Genomic DNA, 22,616 nt, shown 5'->3' with positions numbered 1-22,616 from the left:
CGCCTGACGGGCCAGGGGGGTGCCGCGGTTCCCCCCGGCTCCGAACCGTTACCTCAGGTCAGCGCGCGGCCCAGAGCGTAGACGACGGGTGCGGCGGCGGTGAGCGGCAGGGCCACCCCGGCGGTGAAGTGCACGAAGCGCGACGGGAAGTCGTAGCTCGCCACCCGCAGCCCGACCAGCGCGCACGCCCCGGCCGCGACCGCGAGCAGCACGCCCTTCCCGGCGCCCAGGTCCACCGCCGGGCCGGTCAGCGCGCCCGTCGCCGCGGCCACGGCCAGCGCGGCACCGAGCGAGACCGGCTCGCCGCCCGGCAGCGGCAGGGCCCGCACCAGCGTCGCGGCGGCCACCGCGACCGCGCCCGCGACGACCGGGCCGTGGCCCGCGTCCGACACCTGGGTCGCGAGATAGCCGCAGGCCAGCACAGTGATCAGGGTCGAGGCCGAGGTCGCGGTGAGGGACGACAGGCGCTCGTCGGCACTGCCGTGGTGGCGCAGTTGCAGCACGAGCACGAGCAGCAGCCACACCCCGAGCGTGCCCAGCACCACGGCGGGCGCGTGGCCGCCGTCCGCGGCGAGCATGCCGACGTCGGCGGTCACCCCCGCGAGGAAGGCCAGCACGATGCCCTGCCGGGCGGGCCACATGCCGTTGAGCCGGAACCACCCGGCGGCCGTGACCGCCTGGAGCAGCACCAGCACGACCGCGAGCCCCGGCTTGCCGACCGCCGCGCCGCCCGCGAGCAGCAGGCCGAGCGCCGCGGTGAGGGCGGCGGGCTGGATGCCGGGCGCGATGATCGGCGAACCGGTCCGCCCGTCCGGCCGCACGGGTGCGGACCCGCCGCGCCGGGAGGCCCGGGGGCCGGGGGCGTCGGAGCCCTCGGCCGGGACCGGGGGCAGCACGGCGGTGTGCTCGGCCGCGTACGGCTCGGCCTCGGCGGGCGCGGTGGCGTACGCGTGCGGGGCCGCCTGCTGGTGGGGGTGCGGGGACTGCGGCTGCCAGGGGGCGCCGGTGTCCACGCCGGTGGCGTCGTAGCCGAGCGGGCCGTGGCCGACGGCGTGCCCGGGGGTGACCTGGTCCGGGCCGTAGCCGGGGTCGGCGCCGTAACCGGGGGCGTGGCCGGCGGCGGGGTCGGGGCCGTAGCCGGAGGTGCCGTAGCCGGCGCCGGTGTAGCCGGGCGTGCCGTAGTCCGGCGTGGTGCCGTAGTCCGGCGCGGTGCCGTAGTCCGGCGTGGTGCCGTAGTCCGGCGTGGTGCCGTAGCCGCCCTCCGGGTAGCCCGCCTCCGGGTAGCCCGCCCGGCCGTCCGGGTACGGGGGCTGCGAGGTCGTCCACGGGTGGGCGGAGGGCGGGGTGGAGCCCCAGCCGTCGCCCGCGGCGGGTACGCCGTAGGCGGCGCCGTCCGGGCCCGGGGCGTGGGCCGACCAGTCGTCGCCGGGCGGCGGGGCGCCGAAGGGCGTGCCGCCCTGGTCCGCGTTCGGGGGCAGGCCGGTGGGCAGCGGCTCGGGCACGTAGGCGCCGTCCGCGGGGTAAGGGGCGGGGGCGCCGTGGGCCTGCTCGTCGTGGCCGCGGCCCTGCGCGTCGCCCTGGCCGTACCCGTAGCCGTACGGGACGCCGTCGCGGTGGTCGCTCATGCCGAGCCTCCCGCGAAGGGCGGCAGCACCTCGACGGTCGCGCCGTCCGGGAGCGGCACCTCGGCGTGGTCGCGGGTGCCCACGGGGCGGCCGTCGACGAGGAAGGAGCAGCGGCGCAGCACGTGCGCGAAGTCCGGCCGGGCGGCGTGCCGCTGCCGGGCGGCGTCCAGCGCGTCCGCGAGCGTCGCCGCGTGGTAGTCCTCCTCCGCCGTGCCCGCGGCGGCCTTGGCGGCGGCCCAGTAGCGGATCGTGCCCGCCGCCGGGCGAGCGGCCGTGTCGGTTGCGGCCATCGGGGCTCCGTCCCTCATCGTGCGTCGTGGTGCGGGTGTCGCTGGTACGTCACCGCGGTCCCGTGCGGGGTGCGGCGCCGTCCATGATGGCCCTTCGCGCCGCCCGGCGTGCCCACCGGCCGCTCACCGGCCCGCGCCGTGCGCGGTGATCCAGGCGCCGACGCGGCCGAGCAGCGCGGCGTCGGCGGCGTTCTCGGCGTGCCCGAAGCCGCGTTCGATCCACAGCTCGGCGCCGCCCTCGCCGGCCGCGTCGGCGAGCGAGAGCGGGTGGTCGAGCGGGAAGTACGTGTCCTGGTCGCCGTGCACGATCAGCAGCGGCACGGGCGCGATGTACGGCACGGACTCGACGGGCGAGCGCGGCACCGGGTCCCAGTCGCGGGTGTGGATGCGGGTGCCGAGGCCGACCCGCGAGACCAGCCGCCCGGCGGGCCGGGTGATGACCCAGTGCACCCGCCGCATCGGCGCCGTCCCGCGGTAGTACCAGCGGGCGGGCGAACTGACCGACACGACCGCGTCGACCGGCCGCAGTCCGGCGCCCGAGCCCGCCCCGGCGTGCCGCAGCACCACGGAGCCGCCCATCGAGAAGCCGACCGTGGCGATCCGCGCGTAGCCCATCCGGCGGGCCCAGCCCACGGCCGCGTCGAGGTCCAGGACCTCCCGGTCGCCGACTGTGGAACGCCCGCCCGAGCCGCCGTGGCCGCGGAAGGAGAAGGTCACGACACCGCCCTCGGCGCCCAGTACGCCCGCCGCCCGGCGCACCGCGGGACGCTCCAGGGCGCCGGTGAACCCGTGTGCGACGACCACCGCGAGGTCCTTCGCCCCGCCCGGCGCCGGACGGTGTTCGGCTTCGATCGGAATACCGTCGGACGTCAACAGAACGGCACGCCGGCCACCCGAAGTGAGCGCGGAAACACACAAACGCCGGTCGTCGGTCTCGGCAGCGGTGGTCATGTCGGCTATTCTTCCGTGCAAGAGGACCTGGGCAATGCCGCCCCCGGGTCCTTTCGTGCTTTTTCGCACCAGTCCGACCGACGGGAGATCCGTGTGAGTTCTCTGCTGCTGCTGACGAACGCACTCCAGCCGTCCACCGAGGTGCTGCCCGCGCTCGGGCTGCTGCTGCACAACGTGCGGGTCGCTCCCGCCGAGGGCCCCGCCCTCGTCGACACCCCGGGCGCCGACGTCATCCTCATCGACGGGCGCCGCGACCTGCCGCAGGTCCGCAGCCTGTGCCAGCTGCTGCGCTCGACGGGACCGGGCTGCCCGCTCGTGCTCGTCGTCACCGAGGGCGGCCTGGCCGCGGTGACCGCGGACTGGGGCATCGACGACGTGCTGCTGGACACCGCGGGGCCCGCCGAGGTCGAGGCGCGGCTGCGGCTCGCCATGGGGCGCCAGCAGATCGCCGGGGACGACAGCCCGATGGAGATCCGCAACGGCGACCTGTCGGTCGACGAGGCCACCTACAGCGCCAAGCTCAAGGGCCGGGTCCTGGACCTGACCTTCAAGGAGTTCGAGCTGCTGAAGTACCTCGCCCAGCACCCGGGCCGGGTCTTCACCCGCGCGCAGCTGCTCCAGGAGGTGTGGGGCTACGACTACTTCGGCGGCACCCGCACGGTGGACGTGCACGTACGGCGGCTGCGGGCGAAACTCGGCGTCGAGCACGAGTCGTTGATCGGTACGGTGCGCAACGTGGGCTACCGTTTCGTCACCCCGGAGAAGGCGGAGCGGACGGCCGAGGAGCCGTCCGGGACGTCCGAACCGGCGGTCCGGCGCGGGAGTCGTTCGTCCACAGAGCAGACGGTATGACAATCCGTGTGACGAACGGATAGACACGCGTAGACTTCCCGTCGTGCCCAAGGTGACGCGCGACGACGTGGCCAGGCTGGCGGGGACCTCCACCGCGGTCGTCAGCTACGTCATCAACAACGGACCCCGGCCGGTTGCCCCGGCCACCCGCGAGCGCGTGCTCGCGGCCATCAAGCAGCTCGGCTACCGCCCGGACCGTGTGGCCCAGGCGATGGCCAGCCGCCGTACCGACCTGATCGGCCTGATCGTGCCGGACGCGCGCCAGCCCTTCTTCGCGGAGATGGCGCACGCCGTCGAACAGGCCGCCTCCGAGCGCGGCAAGATGGTGCTGGTCGGCAACTCCGACTACCTCGACGAGCGCGAGACGCACTACCTGCGGGCCTTCCTCGGCATGCGGGTCTCCGGGCTGATCCTCATCAGCCAGGGCCTCAGCGACAACGCGGCCACCGAGATCGACGCGTGGGACGCCCGGGTGGTGCTGCTGCACGAGCGGCCCGAGGCGATCGACGACATCGCGGTGCGCACCGACGACATCGGCGGCGCGCAGCTCGCCGTGCGGCACCTGCTGGAGCACGGCCACCCGTACGTGGCGTGCCTGGGCGGCACCGAGGTCACGCCCATGGTCGGCGACCCGGTCACCGACCATGTCGAGGGCTGGCGGCGGGCGATGGAGGAGGCCGGGCGCAGCACCGAGGGCCGGCTCTTCCAGGCCCCCTACAACCGTTACGACGCCTACCAGGTCGCGCTCGGCCTGCTGTCCGGCCCGGACCGGCCGCCGGCGATCTTCTGCGCGACCGACGACCAGGCGCTCGGTGTGCTGCGGGCCGCGCGGGAGCTGCGCATCGAGGTGCCCGAGCAGCTCGCCGTCGCGGGCTTCGACGACGTCAAGGAGGCCGCGCTCGCCGACCCGCCGCTGACCACGGTCGCCTCCGACCGGCAGGGCATGGCGCGCGCGGCGGTGGACGCGGTGCTGGACGACTCGCTGCGGGTGCCGGGGGCGCGCCGCGAGCGGCTGCGGCAGTTCCCGTCCCGGCTGGTCGTCCGGCAGTCCTGCGGCTGCCACTGACCCCGGGGATACGTGACGGGCCCCGGTGGTCCGGGGGCGTCCGCTCGGGGCGACCCCGCTCGGCCGGGCGCTCATCTTTATATCGGGCATACGGGGTTCTGTCGGGCTTCTCAGCGTGTGCTCAGCCCGCTCTCATAATCCGGCCGCACAGTCGTAGACATGACCGACGAGAGCAGCCGCAACGGCGACCCCCAGCACCCGCACGACCCGCAGCTTCCGCTCTACTCCGAGTCCCAGGCACCGGACGCCACCCCGTCCGCGCCGCACCCGCAGGGCGCCCCGGCACCGTACGGGCCCCCGGCGCCGGAGAACCCGGTCCTGTCCGGCACGGTCCACCCCGGCGGCCACGCGGGCTTCCCGCCGCCGCCCCCGTACGACCCCTACGCCCAGGCCGCCGCCGGGCACCCCGCCCCGGGCGCGCCCGGCGAGGCGGCGGGACGGCGGCGCCGGGTACGGCGGCCCGTCGCGCTCATGGCGACCGCGGCCGTCGCCGCCGGGCTGATCGGCGGCGGCGTCGGCGCCTTCATCGGGCACGCCACCGACGACTCCGCGAGCAGCGCGGCGCACGTCAGCGCCACCAGCTCCGCCGCCGTCAACGCCGCCGCGCTGGACGGCACCGTGGCGGGCGTCGTGAAGGCCGTCGACCCCAGCGTCGTCGAGATCACCGCCACCTCCGGCCAGGGCAAGGCGACCGGCTCGGGCGTCATCATCACCGCGGACGGCCAGGTCGTCACCAACAACCACGTCGTCGCCGGCGCCCAGCAGATCAGCGTCACGTACGCCTCGGGCAAGTCGGCCACCGCGAGGGTGGTCGGCACCGACGCCAAGAAGGACCTCGCGCTCATCCAGATCCAGGGCGCCTCGAACCTGCCCGCCGCGAGCCTCGGCGACTCCTCCTCGGTGGCCATCGGCGACCAGGTCGTCGCCATCGGCTCCCCCGAGGGCCTGAGCAACACCGTGACCAGCGGCATCGTCTCCGCGCTCAACCGCGAGGTCACCGTCCCGGTCGAGACCGGCCAGAACCAGAACAGCCAGGGCTTCGGCCAGGGCGGCAACGGCGGCCGCGGCGGCGACCAGTGGCCCTTCTCCTTCGGCGGCAACCAGTACAACGGCGACACCGGCAGCTCCACCACGACGTACAAGGCGATCCAGACCGACGCCTCGCTCAACCCCGGCAACTCCGGCGGCGCCCTCATCAACATGTCCGGGCAGATCATCGGCATCAACTCGGCCATGTACTCCGACTCCTCCTCTGACGGCTCCTCCTCGTCGTCGTCGGGCAGCGTCGGCCTGGGCTTCGCGATCCCCGTCAACACCGTCAAGGCCGACCTGCCGACGCTGCGCGCGGGCGGCACCGACAGCACGAGCGGGACGACCGGCACGAGCTGACGCCCGCGGCGGCGTGCGAGGCTGGGGATCCGGCTCCCCCCGAGCCGGCCCCGCCCCCGCACCGCCCTCCCCCGACCCGGCCCCGTTCCCCTCGCGAGGATGCAGATGAACCCTGGTCCCGGCACCGCCCCCGGTACCGCCGACGCCGGCGAGACCGCCGCCCGCGTCCTGGTCGTCGACGACGAACCCGCCGTCCGCGAGGCACTGCGCCGGAGCCTGGCCTTCGAGGGCTACGACACCGCGCTGGCCGCCGACGGCCTGGCCGCGCTCGACGCCGTCGACACCTACCACCCGGACGCGATCGTGCTGGACGTGCTCATGCCGCGGATGGACGGGCTGACCACCGCCCGGCGGCTGCGCGCGACCGGGGTGACCACGCCCATCCTCATGCTCACCGCCCGCGACACCGTCGGCGACCGGGTCACCGGCCTCGACGCGGGCGCCGACGACTACCTCGTCAAACCCTTCGAGCTGGACGAGCTGCTCGCCCGGCTGCGCGCCCTGCTGCGCCGCAGCTCCTACGCCACCGCGGCCGCCGCGGGCGGCGGCGCCGAGCAGGCGCTGTCCTTCGCCGACCTGCGGATGGACGTCACGACCCGCGAGGTCACCCGCGGCGGCGCCCCCGTCGAGCTGACCCGCACCGAATACACCCTGCTGGAGCTGTTCCTCACGCACCCGCGGCAGGTCCTCACCCGCGAGCAGATCCTCAAGGCCGTCTGGGGCTTCGACTTCGAGCCGTCCTCGAACTCCCTGGACGTCTACGTCATGTACCTGCGCCGCAAGACCGAGGCCGGCGGCATGCCGCGGCTGGTCCACACCGTGCGCGGTGTCGGCTACGTGCTGCGCGCGCCGGACGGCGGTCACGCGTGAGACGGCTCCCGCTGCGCTCGCGGCTGGCCCTGCTGACGGCCGCGGCGGTGGCCGTCGCGGTCGCGGCGGCGGCGTTCGCGTGCTGGTTCATCACGCGCGACCAGCTCGTCGCGCAGCTGGACTCCACGCTGACCTCCCAGTTGGAGAACCAGCTCACCCCGCGCGACGGCAGCGCGTACATCGACTCCATCCTCGCCCGCTGCCAGACCAACGCGCCCAGCAACAGCAACCTGCCGCCCGGCCTGACCAGCGTGCAGATCGTCGACTCCCACGGGCAGCGCTGCGTGGGCGCGGGAGCCGTGGCGCTCAAGGTGCAGCACGCCGACGTGCAGGTGGCCGAGGGCACCCGGGACGCCGCGAAGCACAACGCCCGCACCGACAGCGGGCAGCACGTGCGGGCCGTGACGCTGCCGCTGCTCCAGGGCAACACCCGGACGAACCTCGCGATTACGGTGTCCCGTCCGCTGGACGAGATCGACCGGACCCTGGACCACCTCGCCTGGCTGCTGCTGGCCGTCGCCGGGATCGGCGTCGTCGGCGCCGCGACCGCGGGGCTGTGGGTCGCGCGGACCGGGCTGCGGCCGGTGGACCGGCTGACCGAGGCCGTCGAGCACGTCGCCGCCACCGAGGACCTGAACGTCCGGCTGCCCGTCGAGGGCGAGGACGAGATCGCCCGGCTCGGGCAGTCCTTCAACGCGATGACCGCGGCGCTCGCCTCCTCGCGGGACCGCCAGCGGCAGCTCATCGCCGACGCCGGGCACGAACTGCGCACCCCGCTGACGTCGCTGCGCACCAACATCGAGCTGCTGGAGCGCAGCGAGGCGACCGGCAGGCCGCTGCCGCCCGAGGACCGCCGGGAGCTGCTCGCGTCCGTCAAGGCGCAGATGACGGAGCTGGCCGCGCTCATCGGCGACCTCCAGGAGCTGAACCGGCCCGACTCCGCCACGCCCTCCCTCACCGTGGTGCCGCTGCACGAGATCGCCGGGACGGCGCTGCGGCGCGCCCGGCTGCGCGGCCCCGGCCTGACGATCGGCGCGGACCTCGCGCCCTGGTACGTCCGGGGCGAGCCGGCGGCGCTGGAGCGGGCCATCGTCAACCTGCTGGACAACGCGGTGAAGTTCAGCCCGCCGTCGGGCGCGGTCGACGTGGCCCTGCACGAGGGGCGGCTCACCGTGCGCGACCACGGGCCGGGCATCCCGGCGGAGGAGCTGCCGCACGTCTTCGAGCGCTTCTGGCGCTCCCCCACCGCGCGCTCGCTGCCGGGCAGCGGGCTCGGGCTGTCGATCGTGGCCCGCACCGTCCAGCAGGCGGGCGGCACCATCACCCTGGCCCCCGCCGAGGGCGGCGGCACGCTCGCCACCGTCCAGCTCCCCGGCGCCCCCACGGCCCCGCCGGAGACGCTTCCGGACACCTGAGCCGTCTCACCATACGAAATACCCGTCTCACATCCCGGCGGACGGAGAATACTCGGTCGCACCGTCCACATCAGGGAGGTGCGCCGGACATGCGGCGTTGGATCATGCTGGGCCTGGGGACCGCCGCGCAGACCGCGGCCTGCGCCTTCGTCTACGGGGTGCCCTACCTCGCCGACGAGCTGCGCGGACGCGAGGGGCTCACACTCACGCAGGTCGGCGTGCTCGTCGCCTGCCCCACCGTGGGCCTGGTGCTCGCGCTGTACGGGTGGGGCGCCGCCGCCGACCGCTGGGGCGAGCGGGTGGTCATCGCCGCCGGACTCGGCGGAGCCGCCGGGGCACTGGCCGCCGCCGCGTGGGGCGTGCACGGCATGGTCGCCCTCGGGGCGCTGCTGGCGCTCGCCGGGGCCGCCGGGGCGTCCGTCTACTCCGCGAGCGGACGGCTGGTCATGGGCTGGTTCGGCAAGGAGCAGCGCGGGCTCGCCATGGGTATCCGGCAGACCTCCACGCCCCTGGGCATGGGCGTGGCCGCGCTCGCGATGCCGCCGCTGGCGAGCGGACACGGGCTGACCGGCGCCTTCGGCTTCCTGGCCGTCACGTGCGGGGTCATCGCCGTCCTGATCGCCGTCTTCGCCGCCGACCCGGCCCGCCCGCAGGCCGCAGCCGCCGAGCCCGCGCCCAACCCCTACCGCGGGTCCAGCCTGCTGTGGCGCATCCACGGCTCCGCCGCCCTGCTGGTCGTCCCGCAGTTCACCGCCGGTGCCTTCGCACTGGTGCTGCTGGTGGACGTACGCGGCTGGACACCCGTGCACGCCGGGCAGCTCATCGCCGCCGGACAGGCCCTGGGGGCGCTGTCGCGCATCCTGGTCGGGCGCTGGTCGGACCGGGTCGGCAGCAGGCTGCGGCCCATGCGGCAGCTGGCGCTGGTGACCGGGGCCGTCGTGGCCGCCACCACACTGGGCATCGCCTTCCCCTCGCCGCTCACCCCCGCGCTGCTGGTCGTGTCGATCGCCATCACCTCCAGCACCAACGGGCTGTCCTTCACCTCCACCGCCGAGCACGCCGGGCCCGCGTGGTCCGGCCGCGCGCTGGGCGTCCACAACACCGGGCAGAACTTCACCGCCGCCGTCGTACCGCCGCTCATGGCCGCGCTCATCAGCGCCGCCGGCTACTGGCCCGGCTTCGCCCTCGCCGCGGCCGCCACATGCGCCTCCGCCGGGCTGATTCCGGTGGCCCGAGCCGTGCCCGCCGCGGACCGCGCGGACCGGCCCCGTACGATTCCCGCATGAGCGCCCGGCGGATCGACACCCTGACCGAACTGCCCGCCGGCACCGCGCGCGCGGTGCTGGACCTGATCGCGGACGCCGCGACGGCCGACGGCCAGCCCGCGGTGTCCGAACAGGGCCGGCTGCACGTACGCCACCCCGGCCGCCCCGGGGTGCGCCACCTGCTGCTGTGGGCGCCCGAGGGCGACGGCGGACAGGACGTACTCGCCGGATACGCGCAGATCGAGGACACCGACCCCGTCGAGGCACCCGCCGCGGAATTCCTCGTCCACCCGCGGCACCGGCTGCACGGCCACGGGCGGGCCCTCGGCGAGGCGCTGCTCGGCGCGACCGCCCGGCGGCTGCGGGTCTGGGCGCACGGCGGCCACCCCGCCGCCCGGCACCTGTCCGTCCAGCTCGGCCTCCAGCTCTTCCGCGAGCTGCGGCAGATGCGCAGGTCCCTGGACGCGGAGCTGTCCGGGCTCGCCGCACCCGTGCTGCCCGAGGGCGTCACCGTCCGCACGTTCCGCCCCGGCGAGGACGACGCGGCATGGCTCGCCGTCAACGCCGCCGCCTTCGCCCACCACCCCGAGCAGGGCTCCCTCACCCAGCGCGACCTCGACGACCGCAAGGCCGAGTCCTGGTTCGACCCCGACGGCTTCTTCCTCGCCTTCCGCGGCGACCGCCTCGTGGGCTTCCACTGGACGAAGGTGCACGCCGACCTGGGCCTCGGCGAGGTGTACGTCGTGGCCGTCGCCCCCGGCGAGCAGGGCGGCGGCCTCGGCCGCGCCCTCACCACGATCGGACTGCGCCACCTTGCCGCGGACCGCGGCCTCCCCGGCGTCCTCCTCTACGTCGACGCGGACAACACCGCGGCCGTCTCCGTCTACGAACGCCTCGGCTTCACCACCCACGAGGTCGACCTCATGTACCGCACGGAAAGCTGACCGCCGGCCGGCGGGGTCCGCCCCGGGCTGCCCCCCGGGGGTGCTTTACGCGATCTTCCGCGCGCTGTGGCTGGTCGCGCAGTTCCCCGCGCCCCCAGGTGATCGCCACCTGGCGTGACATGCCGCCTGTCCGCCCGGTGGGGGCTGAGCGCTCCGTTCTCCCCCAGAGCTTCGCCTGGGGGTACCCCCACGCGCCTCTGGGGTGTCGCCCTGCGCGGCACGTGCGAGAGCCCCTGCGGGGGCAGGCTTTGCGGGCGAGGGCACTCGTTTTTCAGGGGCGCGGGGAACTGCGCGACAAGCCCCCACCGGCGGACGGTCGCGGCGTACCCCCCGCCCGGCAGGGCGGAGCGTCACCCTCCCGGCGTAAGGGAACGGAGGTCCGAGGGGGTCACCCCGCGCAGTGACGGCAACCCCGCCGGAGGCGCTGCGCTTGCCTGACGGCAAGACTCTCGTTACCAGCGGTTCAACCGCAACCGCCAGCATCGCAGGATGCAACCCGCCGCCCCCCACCGGCCGAACTCCCCCGACCTGCCGGAAGGCACCTCCGCACGAGACAATGGAGCGACGGCTGGAGGCCGCCTGACGGGGGGTGTCGGCCGCGCGTACCACGTGCCGGATCCGGAGGAGGGCTCGCACATCATGGCCCAGACGAATCATCCCAGCGTCCCCGTCCAGCCCCAGCCGGGGCAGGGCGAGGACGACACCGACGGCTTCGGCGCCTTCCGCCCCCGGGTCGTACCGGATCTGGAACCCGACCCGGAGGCGAGCGGCATCGCCGGAGAGGGCGAGTTCGGCGAGGCCCTCCCGGAGGGCCGTTTCCTGGACCGCGAGCGCAGCTGGCTCGCGTTCAACGAGCGGGTGCTGGAGCTCGCCGAGGACCCGTCGACCCCGCTGCTGGAGCGGGCGAACTTCCTGGCGATATTCGCGAGCAACCTGGACGAGTTCTTCATGGTCCGCGTCGCGGGCCTCAAGCGCCGGATGGCGACGGGCGTCGCGACCCGCTCCGCGTCCGGCCTCCAGCCCCGGGACGTGCTGGACCTGATCCTCACCCGCTCCCGCGAGCTCATGGCCCGGCACGCCGCCTGCTTCCAGAACGACGTCGCCCCGCAGCTCGCCGACGAGGGCATCCACGTCATCCGCTGGGGCGAGCTGACCGACAAGGAGCAGGCGCGGCTCGCGACGCTCTTCCGCCAGCAGATCTTCCCGGTGCTCACCCCGCTGGCGGTGGACCCGGCGCACCCCTTCCCGTACATCTCCGGCCTGTCGCTGAACCTCGCGGTCGTGGTGCGCAACCCGGTGTCCGGGCACGAGCACTTCGCGCGGGTCAAGGTGCCGCCGATCCTGTCGCGCTTCCTGGAGGCGGGCCCGCAGCGGTACGTGCCGCTGGAGGACGTGATCGCGGCGCATCTGGAAGAGCTGTTCCCGGGCATGGACGTGCTGGACCACCACATGTTCCGCGTCACCAGGAACGAGGACCTGGAGGTCGAGGAGGACGACGCGGAGAACCTGCTCCAGGCCCTGGAGAAGGAGCTCATGCGGCGCCGCTTCGGCCCGCCGGTGCGGCTGGAGGTCGAGGAGTCGATCGCGCCGCGCGTGCTGGACCTGCTGGTGCACGAGCTGAAGATGAAGCACACCGAGGTCTACCCGCTGCCCGGCCCGCTGGACCTGACCGGGCTGTTCGCCATAGCCGGGCTGGACCGGCCGGAGCTGAAGTACCCGCGCTTCATCGCGGGCACGCACCGCGACCTCGCGGAGGTCGAGTCGGCGTCCGCGCCGGACATCTTCGCGGCGATGCGCGAGCGCGACATCCTGCTGCACCACCCGTACGACTCCTTCTCGACGTCCGTGCAGGCCTTCCTGGACCAGGCCGCCGCCGACCCGAATGTCCTGGCCATCAAGCAGACCCTGTACCGCACCTCCGGCGACTCACCGATCGTCGACGCGCTCATCGACGCCGCCGAGGCCGGCAAGCAGGTCCTGGTGCTGGTCGAGATCAAGGCCCGCTTCGACGAGCAGGCCAACATCAAATGGGCCAGGAAGCTGGAGGAAGCCGGCTGCCATGTCGTCTACGGGCTGGTCGGCCTCAAGACGCACTGCAAGCTCTCGCTGGTCGTCCGGCAGGAGGGCGACACGCTGCGCCGCTACAGCCACGTCGGCACCGGCAACTACCACCCCAAGACGGCCCGGCTCTACGAGGACCTGGGCCTGCTGACCGCGGACCCGCAGGTCGGGGCGGACCTCTCGCACCTGTTCAACCGGCTGTCCGGCTACTCGCGCCGGGCCACGTACAACCGGCTGCTGGTGGCCCCGCGCAGCCTGCGCGACGGCCTGGTCACCCGCATCATGGCCGAGATCGAGCACCACAGGGCGGGCCACCCGGCCTTCGTCCGGATCAAGGTCAACTCGATCGTCGACGAGGCCGTGATCGACTCGCTCTACCGCGCCTCGCAGGCCGGTGTCCCGGTGGACATCTGGGTCCGCGGCATCTGCGCGGTACGCCCCGGGGTGCCGGGGCTCTCGGAGAACATCCGGGTACGCAGCGTGCTCGGGCGCTTCCTGGAACACTCCCGGATCTTCGCCTTCGGCAACGGCGGCGAGCCCGAGGTGTGGTTCGGCAGCGCCGACATGATGCACCGCAACCTCGACCGCCGCATCGAGGCGCTCGTCCGGGTCGCCGACCCGGCCCACCGCGCCACCCTGAACCGCCTGCTGGAAACCGGGATGTCCGACACCACGGCGTCCTGGCACCTGGCGGCCGACGGGAACTGGACCCGGCACAGCGCCGACGCCGAAGGGCGCCCGCTGCGCAACGTCCAGGAGATGCTCATCGACGCCCGGAGGCGCCGGCGTGGCCCGTCAGCAGCAACCTGACCGCGTCCCCCCGGCCCCTGCCGCGCCGGGCGCCGCCGACCCCGGCCACGCGGACCCCGGCCACGGCGGGAGCACCGGTGGGACGGGACCGCAGGCCGCACGGCGCGCGGGCGCACCCGCGGCCGGTGAGTCGGCGACGCATCCGCCGCCTGAACAGGCGGCGGCAGCACCGAGCAGGAACAGGCAACCGCGCCTGCTGTCCGCCCGTGGCGGCAGGGCACCGGCAGACAACGGGGACACGGGGACCAGCACCATCATGAACGCCGAACCGTACGACGTCATGCCGCAGGCCGATGCCACCGCCGGCGAGGTGCTGACCCGCTACCTGCACGAACGCGCCGCGGGCTTCCTGCGCGGGCTCAGCCTGCGCGGCGAGAACGAGGCCGAGGCCGACGCGCTGCTGCGCGGCAACGCCCGGCGGATCGGCGGGGCCCTGCACACCTTCGGGTCGCTCACCGACCCGGCGTGGGCCGAGCCGCTGCGCGCCGAGCTGGCCTGGCTGTCCAGCACGCTCGGCCGCGAGCCGCAGCACGCCGGGCGGCTGGCCCGACTGCTCGACGCGCTACGCCGGCTGTCCATCACCGCGCCCGAGGGGCAGGAGCCGGTGCTCGCGGGGGGCTCCGGCGCCACCAGGACCGCCAAGGCCGGGCCGTCCGCGCCACCGGCCGCACCCGCCGCGGGCGGCGGGCCGCTCGCGCTGGGCGCCGCCCGCGCCGGCGCGCTGCTGGAACGCCAGCTCACCCTGGCCCGCACCCGCGCCCACTCGGCGTCCCTGCAGGCCATGGGCTCCAGCCGGTTCCACGCGCTGGCCGACGCCATCGCCGTACTCGTCTCCGAGGTGCCGCTCTCGCCCGCCGCCGCCGGACCCGCGACGAACGTGCTGCCGCAGCTCTCCGGGCAGGCCTACCTGCGGCTCACCGACGCCGTCGGCGCACTGCCGCTGCACCGCGCCGCCCACCCGTACAACGCCGACGCCGTCCAGGCCTCCCTCGGCGCCGAGCTGACCGCCGACCTCCAGGACGCGCCCTGGCACCAGGTCCGCATCCTGCTGCGGCTCAGCCGCTACGCCGCCGAGGTGTCCGGCCCCGAGGACGACGGCACCGACCGGCAGCGGCTCGCCGACGCCGCCCGGCTGCTCGAACGCCACCGCGAGGCCGCCGAGTCCGCCGCGGCCGTCGCCTCCGCGGCCCGCACCCCGCGCATAGCGCCGGCGACCGCGTACGCCCTCGGCGTCCTGCACGCCGACCAGCGGCACGAGGTCGAGGCCGCGCGCTTCGCCTTCTCCCGGCTGTGGCAGCCCTCCCTCCCGGGGGCGCGCCGGGAATGACCACGCCCCCTCCCGGCCAGGACAGCCCCGCCGTACGCGCGGCGGGCACCGTCCTGTGGCGCGCCACGCCGGGCGGCATCGAGATCGCGCTCATCCACCGCCCCCGCTACGACGACTGGAGCCTGCCCAAGGGCAAGCTCAAACGCGGGGAGGGCTACGCGGCGGCGGCACTGCGCGAGACCCGCGAGGAGACCGGCCTCGACTGCGAACTCGGCGCTGCGCTGCCCGCCCGCCACTACCTCGTCGCCGGGCGCCCCAAGGAGGTCCGCTACTGGGCGGCCCGCGCGGCGGACGCGGGCGGCTTCGCCGCGAACGCGGAGGTGGACGCGATGGTGTGGCTCCCCCCGGCCGCCGCCCGCCACCGCCTCACCCACGACCGGGACCGCCCGCTCATCGATGCACTGCTGCTGGCGCTGGCCTCCCCGAGAGCTGACCTCCCCCCACGGGGCGAGCACCCCTAGCCCGCGCCTGCGCCGCGGGGCCCGTCACGGCACGCCTGCGCCGCCCAGCACCCGTTTTCAGGGGCGCGGGGAACTGCGCCCCCAGCCCCCACCGGGGCGCGGGTCGGATACCGACCCAAAGGGTCTCTTCGGTCCGATCCGGACCACCGGCCGGTGGTGGGTTGCTCGCGCAGTTCCCCGCGCCCCTGAAAGAACAAACGGGCGCCCGGCGCGGCTGGAGGGGCGTGCCCTCAGGGGCACAAAGGGGCATCACCGGGCTGACGGGTGAGGTTCACCCGGCGTTCACTCGCCCCCGCAGGTCGCTTCACCTGATCTGCCTAATTTCGGCCTTACCGGCGGCCATCGGCCGCCAACGCGGAAACACCAACCCTCTGCTTCGCCGTGCACCGGCGGGCTCTCGGAAGGAACACACGAAGGTGAAGCTTCAGCGTAAGAGCGGGCTGCGGGCCCTGACCGTCGGCGCGGTCGCGATTACCGGTGCGCTGGTCCTGTCCGCCTGCGGCTCGGACGACAACAGCGACAGCAGCGGTTCGGACACGTCGACCTCGGCGGCCAGCACCACCGGCGGCTCGGGCGGTGACGCCAACGCGCTGGGCATCACCTGCGCCACCGGCCAGATCAAGGCGTCCGGCTCCAGCGCCCAGCAGAACGCGATCGAGGCCTGGGTCAAGGACTACCAGCAGTCCTGCAAGGGCGCGACGATCAACTACAAGACGTCGTCGTCCGGCGAGGGCATCGTCGACTTCAACCAGGGCACGGACGCCTTCGCGGGCTCCGACTCGCCGCTGAAGCCGGAAGAGGTCGACGCGTCGAAGAAGGTCTGCACCGGCGGCCAGGGCATCAACATCCCGATGGTCGGCGGCCCGATCGCCATCGGTTACAACCTGCCCGGCGTGGACAACCTGGTCCTGGACGGCTCGACCCTGGCGAAGATCTTCAACGGCAAGGTCACCACCTGGAACGACGCGGCCATCGCCAAGCTCAACCCGGGCGCCAAGCTCCCGAGCACCAAGATCCAGTCGGTGCACCGCCAGGACGACTCCGGCACCACCGACAACCTGACCAAGTTCCTCAAGGGCTCCGCCCCCGCCGACTGGCCGTACGAGCACGCCAAGGCGTGGGCGGCCAAGGGCGGCCAGGCCGCCCCGAAGTCCTCCGGTGTCGCCGCGCTGGTGAAGCAGACCGAGGGTTCGATCGGTTACTTCGAGCTGTCCTACGCGACCGCCAACAGCATCCCCACCGTCAAGATCAACACCGGCGCCCCGCAGCCGGTCGAGGCCACCACGGCCAACGCCTCCGCGGGCATCGGTGCCGCGAAGGTCGTCGGCACGGGCTCCGACCTGGCCCTGGACCTGAGCGCCGCGTACACCACCAAGGAGCCGAACGCCTACCCGATCGTCCTGGTGACCTACGAGATCGCCTGCGACAAGGGCAACAAGGCCGACACGCTCGCGCTGACCAAGTCCTTCCTGAACTACATAGCCAGCGAGCAGGGCCAGCAGAAGCTGTCCGCCGCCGGCTACGCCCCGCTCCCGACGGAGATCGCGACCAAGGTGCGCACCACCATCGGTTCGCTCTCCTGACCTCGCGCGACGGGTCCCGCGGCCCTGAGGTCGCGGGGCCTGTCGCGTATCCGGTGCACCGCCGCCGGGGGACGCCCGTACCGCGTCCCCCACCCAGACCGGAGAAACGATCACATGACAACCACCGCCCCACCCCCCACCAAACCCGAGCCGCACCGGGCCACCGGGCCCGTGACGCGGCCGGGCGACCGGATCTTCGCGGGGCTCGCCCGCGGCTCCGGCATCCTGCTCCTCGCGGTGATGGCCGCGATAGCACTCTTCCTCACCACCCGCGCGGTCCACGCGATCTCCAAGGACCACGGAAACTTCCTGACCACCTTCGAGTGGACGCCGAGCCTCAACCCGCCGGTCTTCGGTATCGCCGTCCTGGCCTACGGCACGGTCGTCAGCGCGGTCATCGCGATGCTCATCGCGGTGCCGATCGCGCTCGGCATCGCCCTGTTCATCACGCACTACGCGCCGCGCAGGCTCGGCGGCCCGATCGCCTTCGTGATCGACCTGCTCGCCGCCGTGCCCAGCATCATCTACGGCCTGTGGGGCGCCCTCTTCCTGGTGCCGCACCTGCGCGGGCTCAACCTCTGGCTGGACGACTACCTCGGCTGGACGGTCGTCTTCCACAAGGAGGACCCCAGCTCTGCGGCCCGCTCGCTGTTCACCGTGGGCATCCTGCTGGCGGTCATGGTGCTGCCGATCATCACCAACGTCAGCCGCGAGGTGATCAACCAGGTGCCCAGGATGCACCAGGAGGCGGCGCTCGCGCTCGGCGCGACCCGCTGGGAGGTCATCCGGCTGTCGGTGCTGCCCTTCGCGCGCTCCGGCATCATCAGCGCCTCCATGCTCGGCCTGGGCCGGGCGCTCGGCGAGACCATGGCGGTTGCGACCGTGCTGTCCGCCTCGCCCGAGCTGTCGGCGCACATCCTCGACCCGGTCGGCGGCACCTTCTCGCAGAACATCGTGTCGAAGTTCGGCGAGGCCGACGAATTCGGCCGGGACGCCCTGATCGCCTCCGGTCTGGTGCTGTTCCTCATCACCCTGCTGGTCAACGGTGCCGCGCGGATCATCATCCAGCGGCGCAAGGAGTACTCGGGGGCCAACGCATGACCGACGCGACCATCGACGAGGCGCCCGCCGCCCGTCCCGCCCCCGTCCGCCTGTCCACCCGACACCTGCCCCGCTGGACCCCGCTGGCCATCGCCGCGGGCGCCATCGCGGTCGGCTGCGGCATCGGCGCCGGCGCCGGGCTGAGCAGCCACATCCAGTGGGGTCTGATCGCCCTGCTGCTGTTCGTGCTGGGCTCCTACGTCATCACCGCCCGGGTCGAGGGCCGCCGCCAGGCCAAGGACCGGGTGGCCACCAGCCTGGTGTGGTCCAGCTTCGTGCTGGCCGTCATCCCGCTGTACTCCCTGGTGGAGACGACGATCAGCAAGGGCGCCGGCGTCATCGACGGCACCTTCCTGAGCCACTCCATGAACAACGTGCTGACCATCCAGCCCGGCGGCGGCGTCTACCACGCCATCATCGGCACCCTGGAGCAGGTCGGCATCGCGACCGTCATCGCGGCCCCCCTCGGCCTGCTGACCGCCGTCTACCTGGTGGAGTACGGCAAGGGCGCGCTCGCGAAGTGGGTGACCTTCTTCGTCGACGTCATGACCGGCGTCCCGTCGATCGTGGCCGGTCTGTTCATCCTGTCGATCTGGTTCGTGCTGCTGGGCAAGGCGCCGGCGAACGGCTTCGCGGGCTCGCTCGCGCTGGCGATCCTGATGCTGCCGGTCGTGGTGCGCTCGACCGAGGAGATGCTCAAGCTCGTCCCGAACGAGCTGCGCGAGGCCTCGCTCGCGCTCGGCGTGCCCAAGTGGCGCACGATCGTCAAGGTCGTCGTGCCGACGTCGATCGGCGGTATCACCACCGGTGTGATGCTGGCCGTCGCCCGTATCGCCGGTGAGAGCGCCCCGATCGCGCTGCTGGTCTTCGGCAGCAACCTGATCAACACCGACCCGTTCCACGACCCGCAGTCGTCGCTGCCGTACTACATCTACGAGCAGTACCAGAACGGCAACGACCCCAGCTACCAGCGGGCCTGGGGGGCCGCCCTGGTGCTCATCGCCTTCGTGATGATCCTGAACCTCGTCGCCCGGGCCGTCGCCCGATGGAAGGCGCCGAAGGCCGGTCGCTGACGCGGCCACGCAACCAGTCAGCCAGACCGTCCCAGAAGAGAAGTGATCCAAGCCATGGCCAAGCGCATCGACGTCAGCGGCCTGTCCGCGTACTACTCCGCCCACAAGGCGATCGACGACATCTCCATGACCATCGAGCCCGGCTCGGTGACGGCCTTCATCGGCCCCTCCGGCTGCGGCAAGTCCACCTTCCTGCGCACCCTCAACCGTATGCACGAGGTCACCCCCGGCGGCCGGGTCGAGGGCAAGGTGCTGCTGGACGACGAGAACCTGTACGGCTCGGGCGTCGACCCGGTCACCGTCCGGCGCACCGTCGGCATGGTCTTCCAGCGCCCCAACCCGTTCCCCACCATGTCGATCTACGACAACGTGGCGGCGGGCCTCCGGCTCAACGGCATCCGCAGGAAGGGCGAGCTGGACACCATCGTCGAGCGCTCCCTCAAGGGCGCCAACCTGTGGAACGAGGTCAAGGACCGGCTGAACAAGCCCGGCTCGGGCCTGTCCGGCGGCCAGCAGCAGCGGCTGTGCATCGCCCGCGCCATCGCGGTCGAGCCCGAGGTGCTGCTGATGGACGAGCCCTGCTCGGCCCTCGACCCGATCTCCACCCTCGCCATCGAGGACCTGATCGGCGAGCTCAAGAACCGTTTCACCATCGTCATCGTGACGCACAACATGCAGCAGGCCGCGCGCGTCTCCGACCGCACCGCCTTCTTCAACCTGGCGGCCGTGGGGCAGCCCGGCAAGCTCATCGAGATCGACGAGACCGAGCGGATCTTCTCCAACCCGTCAGTGCAGGCCACCGAGGACTACATCTCGGGCCGCTTCGGGTGATCAAGACCGCCGTGCGGTGCTGCATGGCGGTGCCACCGCAAGGCGCAGGCCCCGCTCCCCGAAGGGGGGCGGGGCCTGATCCGTGCTGCGGGCCGGGCGCCGTGCGTCAGCCGAAGACCAGCGCGACGATCCAGTAGCACCCGGCAGCGACGAGCGCCGCGGCCGGCATCGTGATGAACCAGCCCGCGACGATGTTCTTGGCCACGCCCCAGCGCACCGCCTTGACCCGGCGGGTCGCGCCGACACCCATGATCGACGAGGTGATGACGTGGGTCGTGGAGATCGGCGCCTGGAAGATGTACGAGGTCGCGTAGAGGATCGACGCCGAGGTCGTCTCGGCCGCGAAGCCCTGCGGCGGGTCCAGGTCGATGATCCGGCGGCCCAGCGTGCGCATGATGCGCCAGCCGCCCGCGTACGTGCCCAGCGACATCATCGCCGCGCACACCAGCTTGACCCAGATGGGAATGCCGAAGCCCTTGCCCGGGTCGTGGATCACCAGCGCCAGCACCACGACGCCCATGGTCTTCTGCGCGTCCTGCAGGCCGTGGCCGAGGGCCATTCCGGCCGCCGACACCGTCTGCGCGATCCGGAAGCCGCGCTTGGCCTTGTGCGGGTTGGCACGCCGGAAGAACCACAGGATCGTCAGCATCACCAGATAGCCCAGCACCAGGCCGACCGCGGGCGACACGAACATCGGGATGACGACCTTGTCGACCACTCCCGACCAGTGCACCGCGATGCCCCCGGCGAGCGCCGCGCCCACCAGACCGCCGAACAGCGCATGGCTGGAACTCGACGGCAGACCGAAATACCACGTGACCAGATTCCATACGATCGCCCCGGCGAGCGCGGCGAACAGGATGCCCATCCCGGAGCGGCCCTCGGGGGTGTCGATCAGGCCCTTGCTGACCGTCTTGGCGACGCCGCTGCCCAGGAAGGCGCCCGCCAGGTTCATCACCGCGGCCATCGCCAGCGCCGCCCTGGGGGTCAGCGCCCGGGTCGACACGGAGGTGGCGATGGCGTTCGCGGAGTCGTGGAAGCCGTTGGTGTACGTGAAGAAGAGCGCCACCGCGATGGTGACGACCAGCACGAAGGTGTCCACGTGGGTCAGGACTCCTTGACCGCGATGGTCTCCACGGTGTTGGCCACGTGCTCGAACGCGTCCGCCGCCTCTTCCAGGACGTCCACGATCTGCTTGAGCTTGAGCACCTCGATGGCCTCGTACTTGCCGTTGAAGAGCTGTGCGAGCAGCTTGCGGTGGATCTGGTCGGCCTGGTTCTCCAGCCGGTTGACCTCGATCCAGTACTCGGTGAGGTTGGACATCGTGCGCAGGTTGGGCATCGCCTCCGCGGTCAGCTCCGCGGCCCTCGCCAGCACCTCGATCTGCTGCTCGACGCCCTTCGGCAGCTCCTCCACGTTGTAGAGGACGACCAGGTCAACGGCTTCCTCCATGTAGTCCATGATGTCGTCCAGCGAACCGGCGAGAGTGTAGATGTCCTCCCGGTCGAAGGGCGTGATGAACGAGGAGTTCAGCTGGTGGAAGATCGCGTGGGTCGCGTCGTCCCCCGCGTGCTCCGCCGCCCGCATGCGCTCGGCGATCTCGACGCGGGTGGCCGAATCGGCTCCCAGCAGTTCCATGAGGAGCTTCGAACCGGTGACGATGTTGTCCGCGGAGGCGGCGAACATGTCGTAGAAGCTCGTCTCCCTGGGGGTCAGACGAAAGCGCACGTGGGTTCCTCGGGATACATGGGAGTCGTCTCATTGATGCTAGGCGCAACATCCGGCCACAGCTAACCGGCGCATCCAGTGTCGCCCATGGGACACAGTCCCCCGGACGGGGGATGCCTCGCACACGATATCGATTCGGTAAGATATACCCTCTAGGGGTATAAGGGGACAGAGAGGGCGGATGGCGGGATGACGGACGCGACGACGGAACGGGCGGCGGTGACGGAACCGGTGGCGGAACCAGCGGCTTCGGCAGCAGACGAGATTGTGGCGCCGCAGGGCCCGCATGGCTATAGCCATGACAAAGAGTCGCACCTGAAGCGGCTGCGCCGCATCGAGGGCCAGATCCGCGGACTCCAGCGGATGGTCGAGCAGGACGTCTACTGCATCGACATCCTCACCCAGGTGTCCGCCAGCACGAAGGGGCTCCAGTCCTTCGCGCTCCAGCTCCTGGAGGAGCACCTGCGGCACTGCGTCGCCGCCGCGGCGGTCGGCGGCGGACCGGAGATCGACGAGAAGGTCGCCGAGGCGACGGCGGCGATAGCGCGGCTGCTCCGCACATAGCCGCACCTAGCCGCACGCAGCCGCCTGCTACGGGCGGTGGACGCCCAGGACCTCGTCGATCCGGGCGAAGCTCAGCCGGTCCTCGACGGCGGTGGACGCGGCGATCATCAGCTCGCAGGTCAGCTCGATCTCGGCGAGAGCCACCGGATCGTCCTGGAGCGTAGCGCCGGGCGACGGCACCATTCCCCCTCCTCGCCGGGTGTGCGTCCTGTTGCGGCCGCGCATGCCTGCGGCCGCACATGCGGCCGTCCTCCAGCGTAGGGACACTCCTTGCCCCGCCGCATGGCACGTAATGACCATTTCCGGGGGCGCGCCGGGGTGCCTGCTGCGGTGACCCGCGCGACCTCCCGCCGGGTGGGCGGTTCCGCCGGGGGCGCCCTCTGCGCGGAGGGTCAGCGTTTTCTGGGGGC

Annotated in this window: 21 protein-coding genes; 15 read left to right on the top strand and 6 right to left on the bottom strand. The window is 73.0% G+C overall.

The genetic code is table 11. The features are described from left to right. Nucleotides 1-53: 53 nt before the first annotated feature. The 3 genes from ACH4PY_RS33835 to ACH4PY_RS33825 all read right to left on the bottom strand — a co-directional run bounded on the left by ACH4PY_RS33835 (nucleotide 54) and on the right by ACH4PY_RS33825 (nucleotide 2,866). A complete protein-coding gene (locus ACH4PY_RS33835) occupies nucleotides 54-1,625 on the bottom strand; it encodes a hypothetical protein (RefSeq protein ID WP_398192020.1) in 1,572 nt (523 codons plus the stop codon). Continuing rightward, nucleotides 1,622-1,915, bottom strand: coding sequence for a MoaD/ThiS family protein (locus ACH4PY_RS33830; protein ID WP_398192018.1), 294 nt, complete (start codon nucleotides 1,913-1,915; stop codon nucleotides 1,622-1,624). Before ACH4PY_RS33830 ends, ACH4PY_RS33835 begins: the two co-directional genes overlap by 4 nt. A gap of 123 nt (nucleotides 1,916-2,038) precedes the next feature. Next, entirely contained in the window at nucleotides 2,039-2,866 is an 828-nt protein-coding gene (locus tag ACH4PY_RS33825; RefSeq protein WP_398192016.1) for an alpha/beta hydrolase family protein, read from the bottom strand. A gap of 93 nt (nucleotides 2,867-2,959) precedes the next feature. Here ACH4PY_RS33825 and ACH4PY_RS33820 point away from each other — a divergent pair, with 93 nt between their 5' ends. The 14 genes from ACH4PY_RS33820 to pstB all read left to right on the top strand — a co-directional run bounded on the left by ACH4PY_RS33820 (nucleotide 2,960) and on the right by pstB (nucleotide 19,914). After that, entirely contained in the window at nucleotides 2,960-3,718 is a 759-nt protein-coding gene (locus ACH4PY_RS33820; RefSeq protein WP_398192014.1) for a response regulator transcription factor, read from the top strand. 43 nt (nucleotides 3,719-3,761) lie between these two features. Continuing rightward, entirely contained in the window at nucleotides 3,762-4,784 is a 1,023-nt protein-coding gene (locus ACH4PY_RS33815; RefSeq protein ID WP_398192012.1) for a LacI family DNA-binding transcriptional regulator, read from the top strand. A gap of 159 nt (nucleotides 4,785-4,943) precedes the next feature. Beyond that, nucleotides 4,944-6,173 (top strand): S1C family serine protease, encoded by a 1,230-nt coding sequence (locus ACH4PY_RS33810; protein ID WP_398192010.1) that lies wholly within the window; start codon nucleotides 4,944-4,946, stop codon nucleotides 6,171-6,173. Between the two features lie 105 nt (nucleotides 6,174-6,278). Beyond that, nucleotides 6,279-7,043: a response regulator transcription factor gene (locus ACH4PY_RS33805; protein ID WP_398192008.1), complete on the top strand. Its 765-nt coding sequence runs from the start codon at nucleotides 6,279-6,281 to the stop codon at nucleotides 7,041-7,043. Further along, nucleotides 7,040-8,458 carry a sensor histidine kinase gene (locus ACH4PY_RS33800; protein ID WP_398192006.1) on the top strand — a complete coding sequence of 473 codons (1,419 nt, stop codon included), beginning with the start codon at nucleotides 7,040-7,042 and terminating at the stop codon, nucleotides 8,456-8,458. The genes ACH4PY_RS33805 and ACH4PY_RS33800 overlap by 4 nt, the downstream gene beginning before the upstream one ends. An 89-nt stretch (nucleotides 8,459-8,547) precedes the next feature. Then, a complete protein-coding gene (locus tag ACH4PY_RS33795) occupies nucleotides 8,548-9,744 on the top strand; it encodes an MFS transporter (protein ID WP_398192004.1) in 1,197 nt (398 codons plus the stop codon). Then, the gene (mshD, locus tag ACH4PY_RS33790) at nucleotides 9,741-10,667 is read left to right on the top strand and encodes a mycothiol synthase (protein ID WP_398192002.1); all 927 of its coding nucleotides are present in this window, start codon (nucleotides 9,741-9,743) and stop codon (nucleotides 10,665-10,667) included. The genes ACH4PY_RS33795 and mshD overlap by 4 nt, the downstream gene beginning before the upstream one ends. A gap of 639 nt (nucleotides 10,668-11,306) precedes the next feature. Further along, nucleotides 11,307-13,538 (top strand): RNA degradosome polyphosphate kinase, encoded by a 2,232-nt coding sequence (locus ACH4PY_RS33785; RefSeq protein ID WP_398192000.1) that lies wholly within the window; start codon nucleotides 11,307-11,309, stop codon nucleotides 13,536-13,538. A gap of 256 nt (nucleotides 13,539-13,794) precedes the next feature. After that, the gene (locus ACH4PY_RS33780; protein WP_398191998.1) at nucleotides 13,795-14,865 is read left to right on the top strand and encodes a CHAD domain-containing protein; all 1,071 of its coding nucleotides are present in this window, start codon (nucleotides 13,795-13,797) and stop codon (nucleotides 14,863-14,865) included. Further along, the gene (locus ACH4PY_RS33775) at nucleotides 14,862-15,326 is read left to right on the top strand and encodes an NUDIX hydrolase (protein ID WP_398191996.1); all 465 of its coding nucleotides are present in this window, start codon (nucleotides 14,862-14,864) and stop codon (nucleotides 15,324-15,326) included. The genes ACH4PY_RS33780 and ACH4PY_RS33775 overlap by 4 nt, the downstream gene beginning before the upstream one ends. Before the next feature lie 416 nt (nucleotides 15,327-15,742). Further along, on the top strand, nucleotides 15,743-16,909 hold the full coding sequence (pstS, locus tag ACH4PY_RS33770) for a phosphate ABC transporter substrate-binding protein PstS (protein ID WP_398191994.1): 1,167 nt from the start codon (nucleotides 15,743-15,745) through the stop codon (nucleotides 16,907-16,909). 114 nt (nucleotides 16,910-17,023) lie between these two features. After that, nucleotides 17,024-18,010 carry a phosphate ABC transporter permease subunit PstC gene (gene pstC / locus ACH4PY_RS33765; RefSeq protein ID WP_398191992.1) on the top strand — a complete coding sequence of 329 codons (987 nt, stop codon included), beginning with the start codon at nucleotides 17,024-17,026 and terminating at the stop codon, nucleotides 18,008-18,010. After that, a complete protein-coding gene (gene pstA, locus ACH4PY_RS33760; protein WP_398191990.1) occupies nucleotides 18,007-19,083 on the top strand; it encodes a phosphate ABC transporter permease PstA in 1,077 nt (358 codons plus the stop codon). Before pstC ends, pstA begins: the two co-directional genes overlap by 4 nt. Nucleotides 19,084-19,137: 54 nt before the next feature. Beyond that, nucleotides 19,138-19,914 (top strand): phosphate ABC transporter ATP-binding protein PstB, encoded by a 777-nt coding sequence (pstB, locus tag ACH4PY_RS33755; RefSeq protein ID WP_398191988.1) that lies wholly within the window; start codon nucleotides 19,138-19,140, stop codon nucleotides 19,912-19,914. A 106-nt stretch (nucleotides 19,915-20,020) separates the two neighbouring features. Here pstB and ACH4PY_RS33750 read toward each other — a convergent pair whose 3' ends face one another. Further along, nucleotides 20,021-21,016, bottom strand: coding sequence for an anion permease (locus tag ACH4PY_RS33750; RefSeq protein WP_398191986.1), 996 nt, complete (start codon nucleotides 21,014-21,016; stop codon nucleotides 20,021-20,023). A gap of 5 nt (nucleotides 21,017-21,021) precedes the next feature. Continuing rightward, nucleotides 21,022-21,642 carry a DUF47 domain-containing protein gene (locus ACH4PY_RS33745; protein ID WP_398191984.1) on the bottom strand — a complete coding sequence of 207 codons (621 nt, stop codon included), beginning with the start codon at nucleotides 21,640-21,642 and terminating at the stop codon, nucleotides 21,022-21,024. A gap of 189 nt (nucleotides 21,643-21,831) precedes the next feature. On the opposite strand from ACH4PY_RS33745, the gene ACH4PY_RS33740 reads away from it, so the two are divergent. Beyond that, the gene (locus tag ACH4PY_RS33740) at nucleotides 21,832-22,206 is read left to right on the top strand and encodes a metal-sensitive transcriptional regulator (protein ID WP_398191982.1); all 375 of its coding nucleotides are present in this window, start codon (nucleotides 21,832-21,834) and stop codon (nucleotides 22,204-22,206) included. A gap of 27 nt (nucleotides 22,207-22,233) precedes the next feature. Here ACH4PY_RS33740 and ACH4PY_RS33735 read toward each other — a convergent pair whose 3' ends face one another. After that, nucleotides 22,234-22,389: a hypothetical protein gene (locus ACH4PY_RS33735; protein ID WP_398191980.1), complete on the bottom strand. Its 156-nt coding sequence runs from the start codon at nucleotides 22,387-22,389 to the stop codon at nucleotides 22,234-22,236. Nucleotides 22,390-22,616: the final 227 nt, after the last annotated feature.

The sequence above is a fragment of the Streptomyces sp. NPDC021224 genome (assembly GCF_044332905.1).
GTDB lineage: Bacteria > Actinomycetota > Actinomycetes > Streptomycetales > Streptomycetaceae > Actinacidiphila.
The sequence above is the reverse complement of the archived record's forward strand: the minus strand, read 5'-3'. Positions and strand labels throughout refer to the sequence as shown.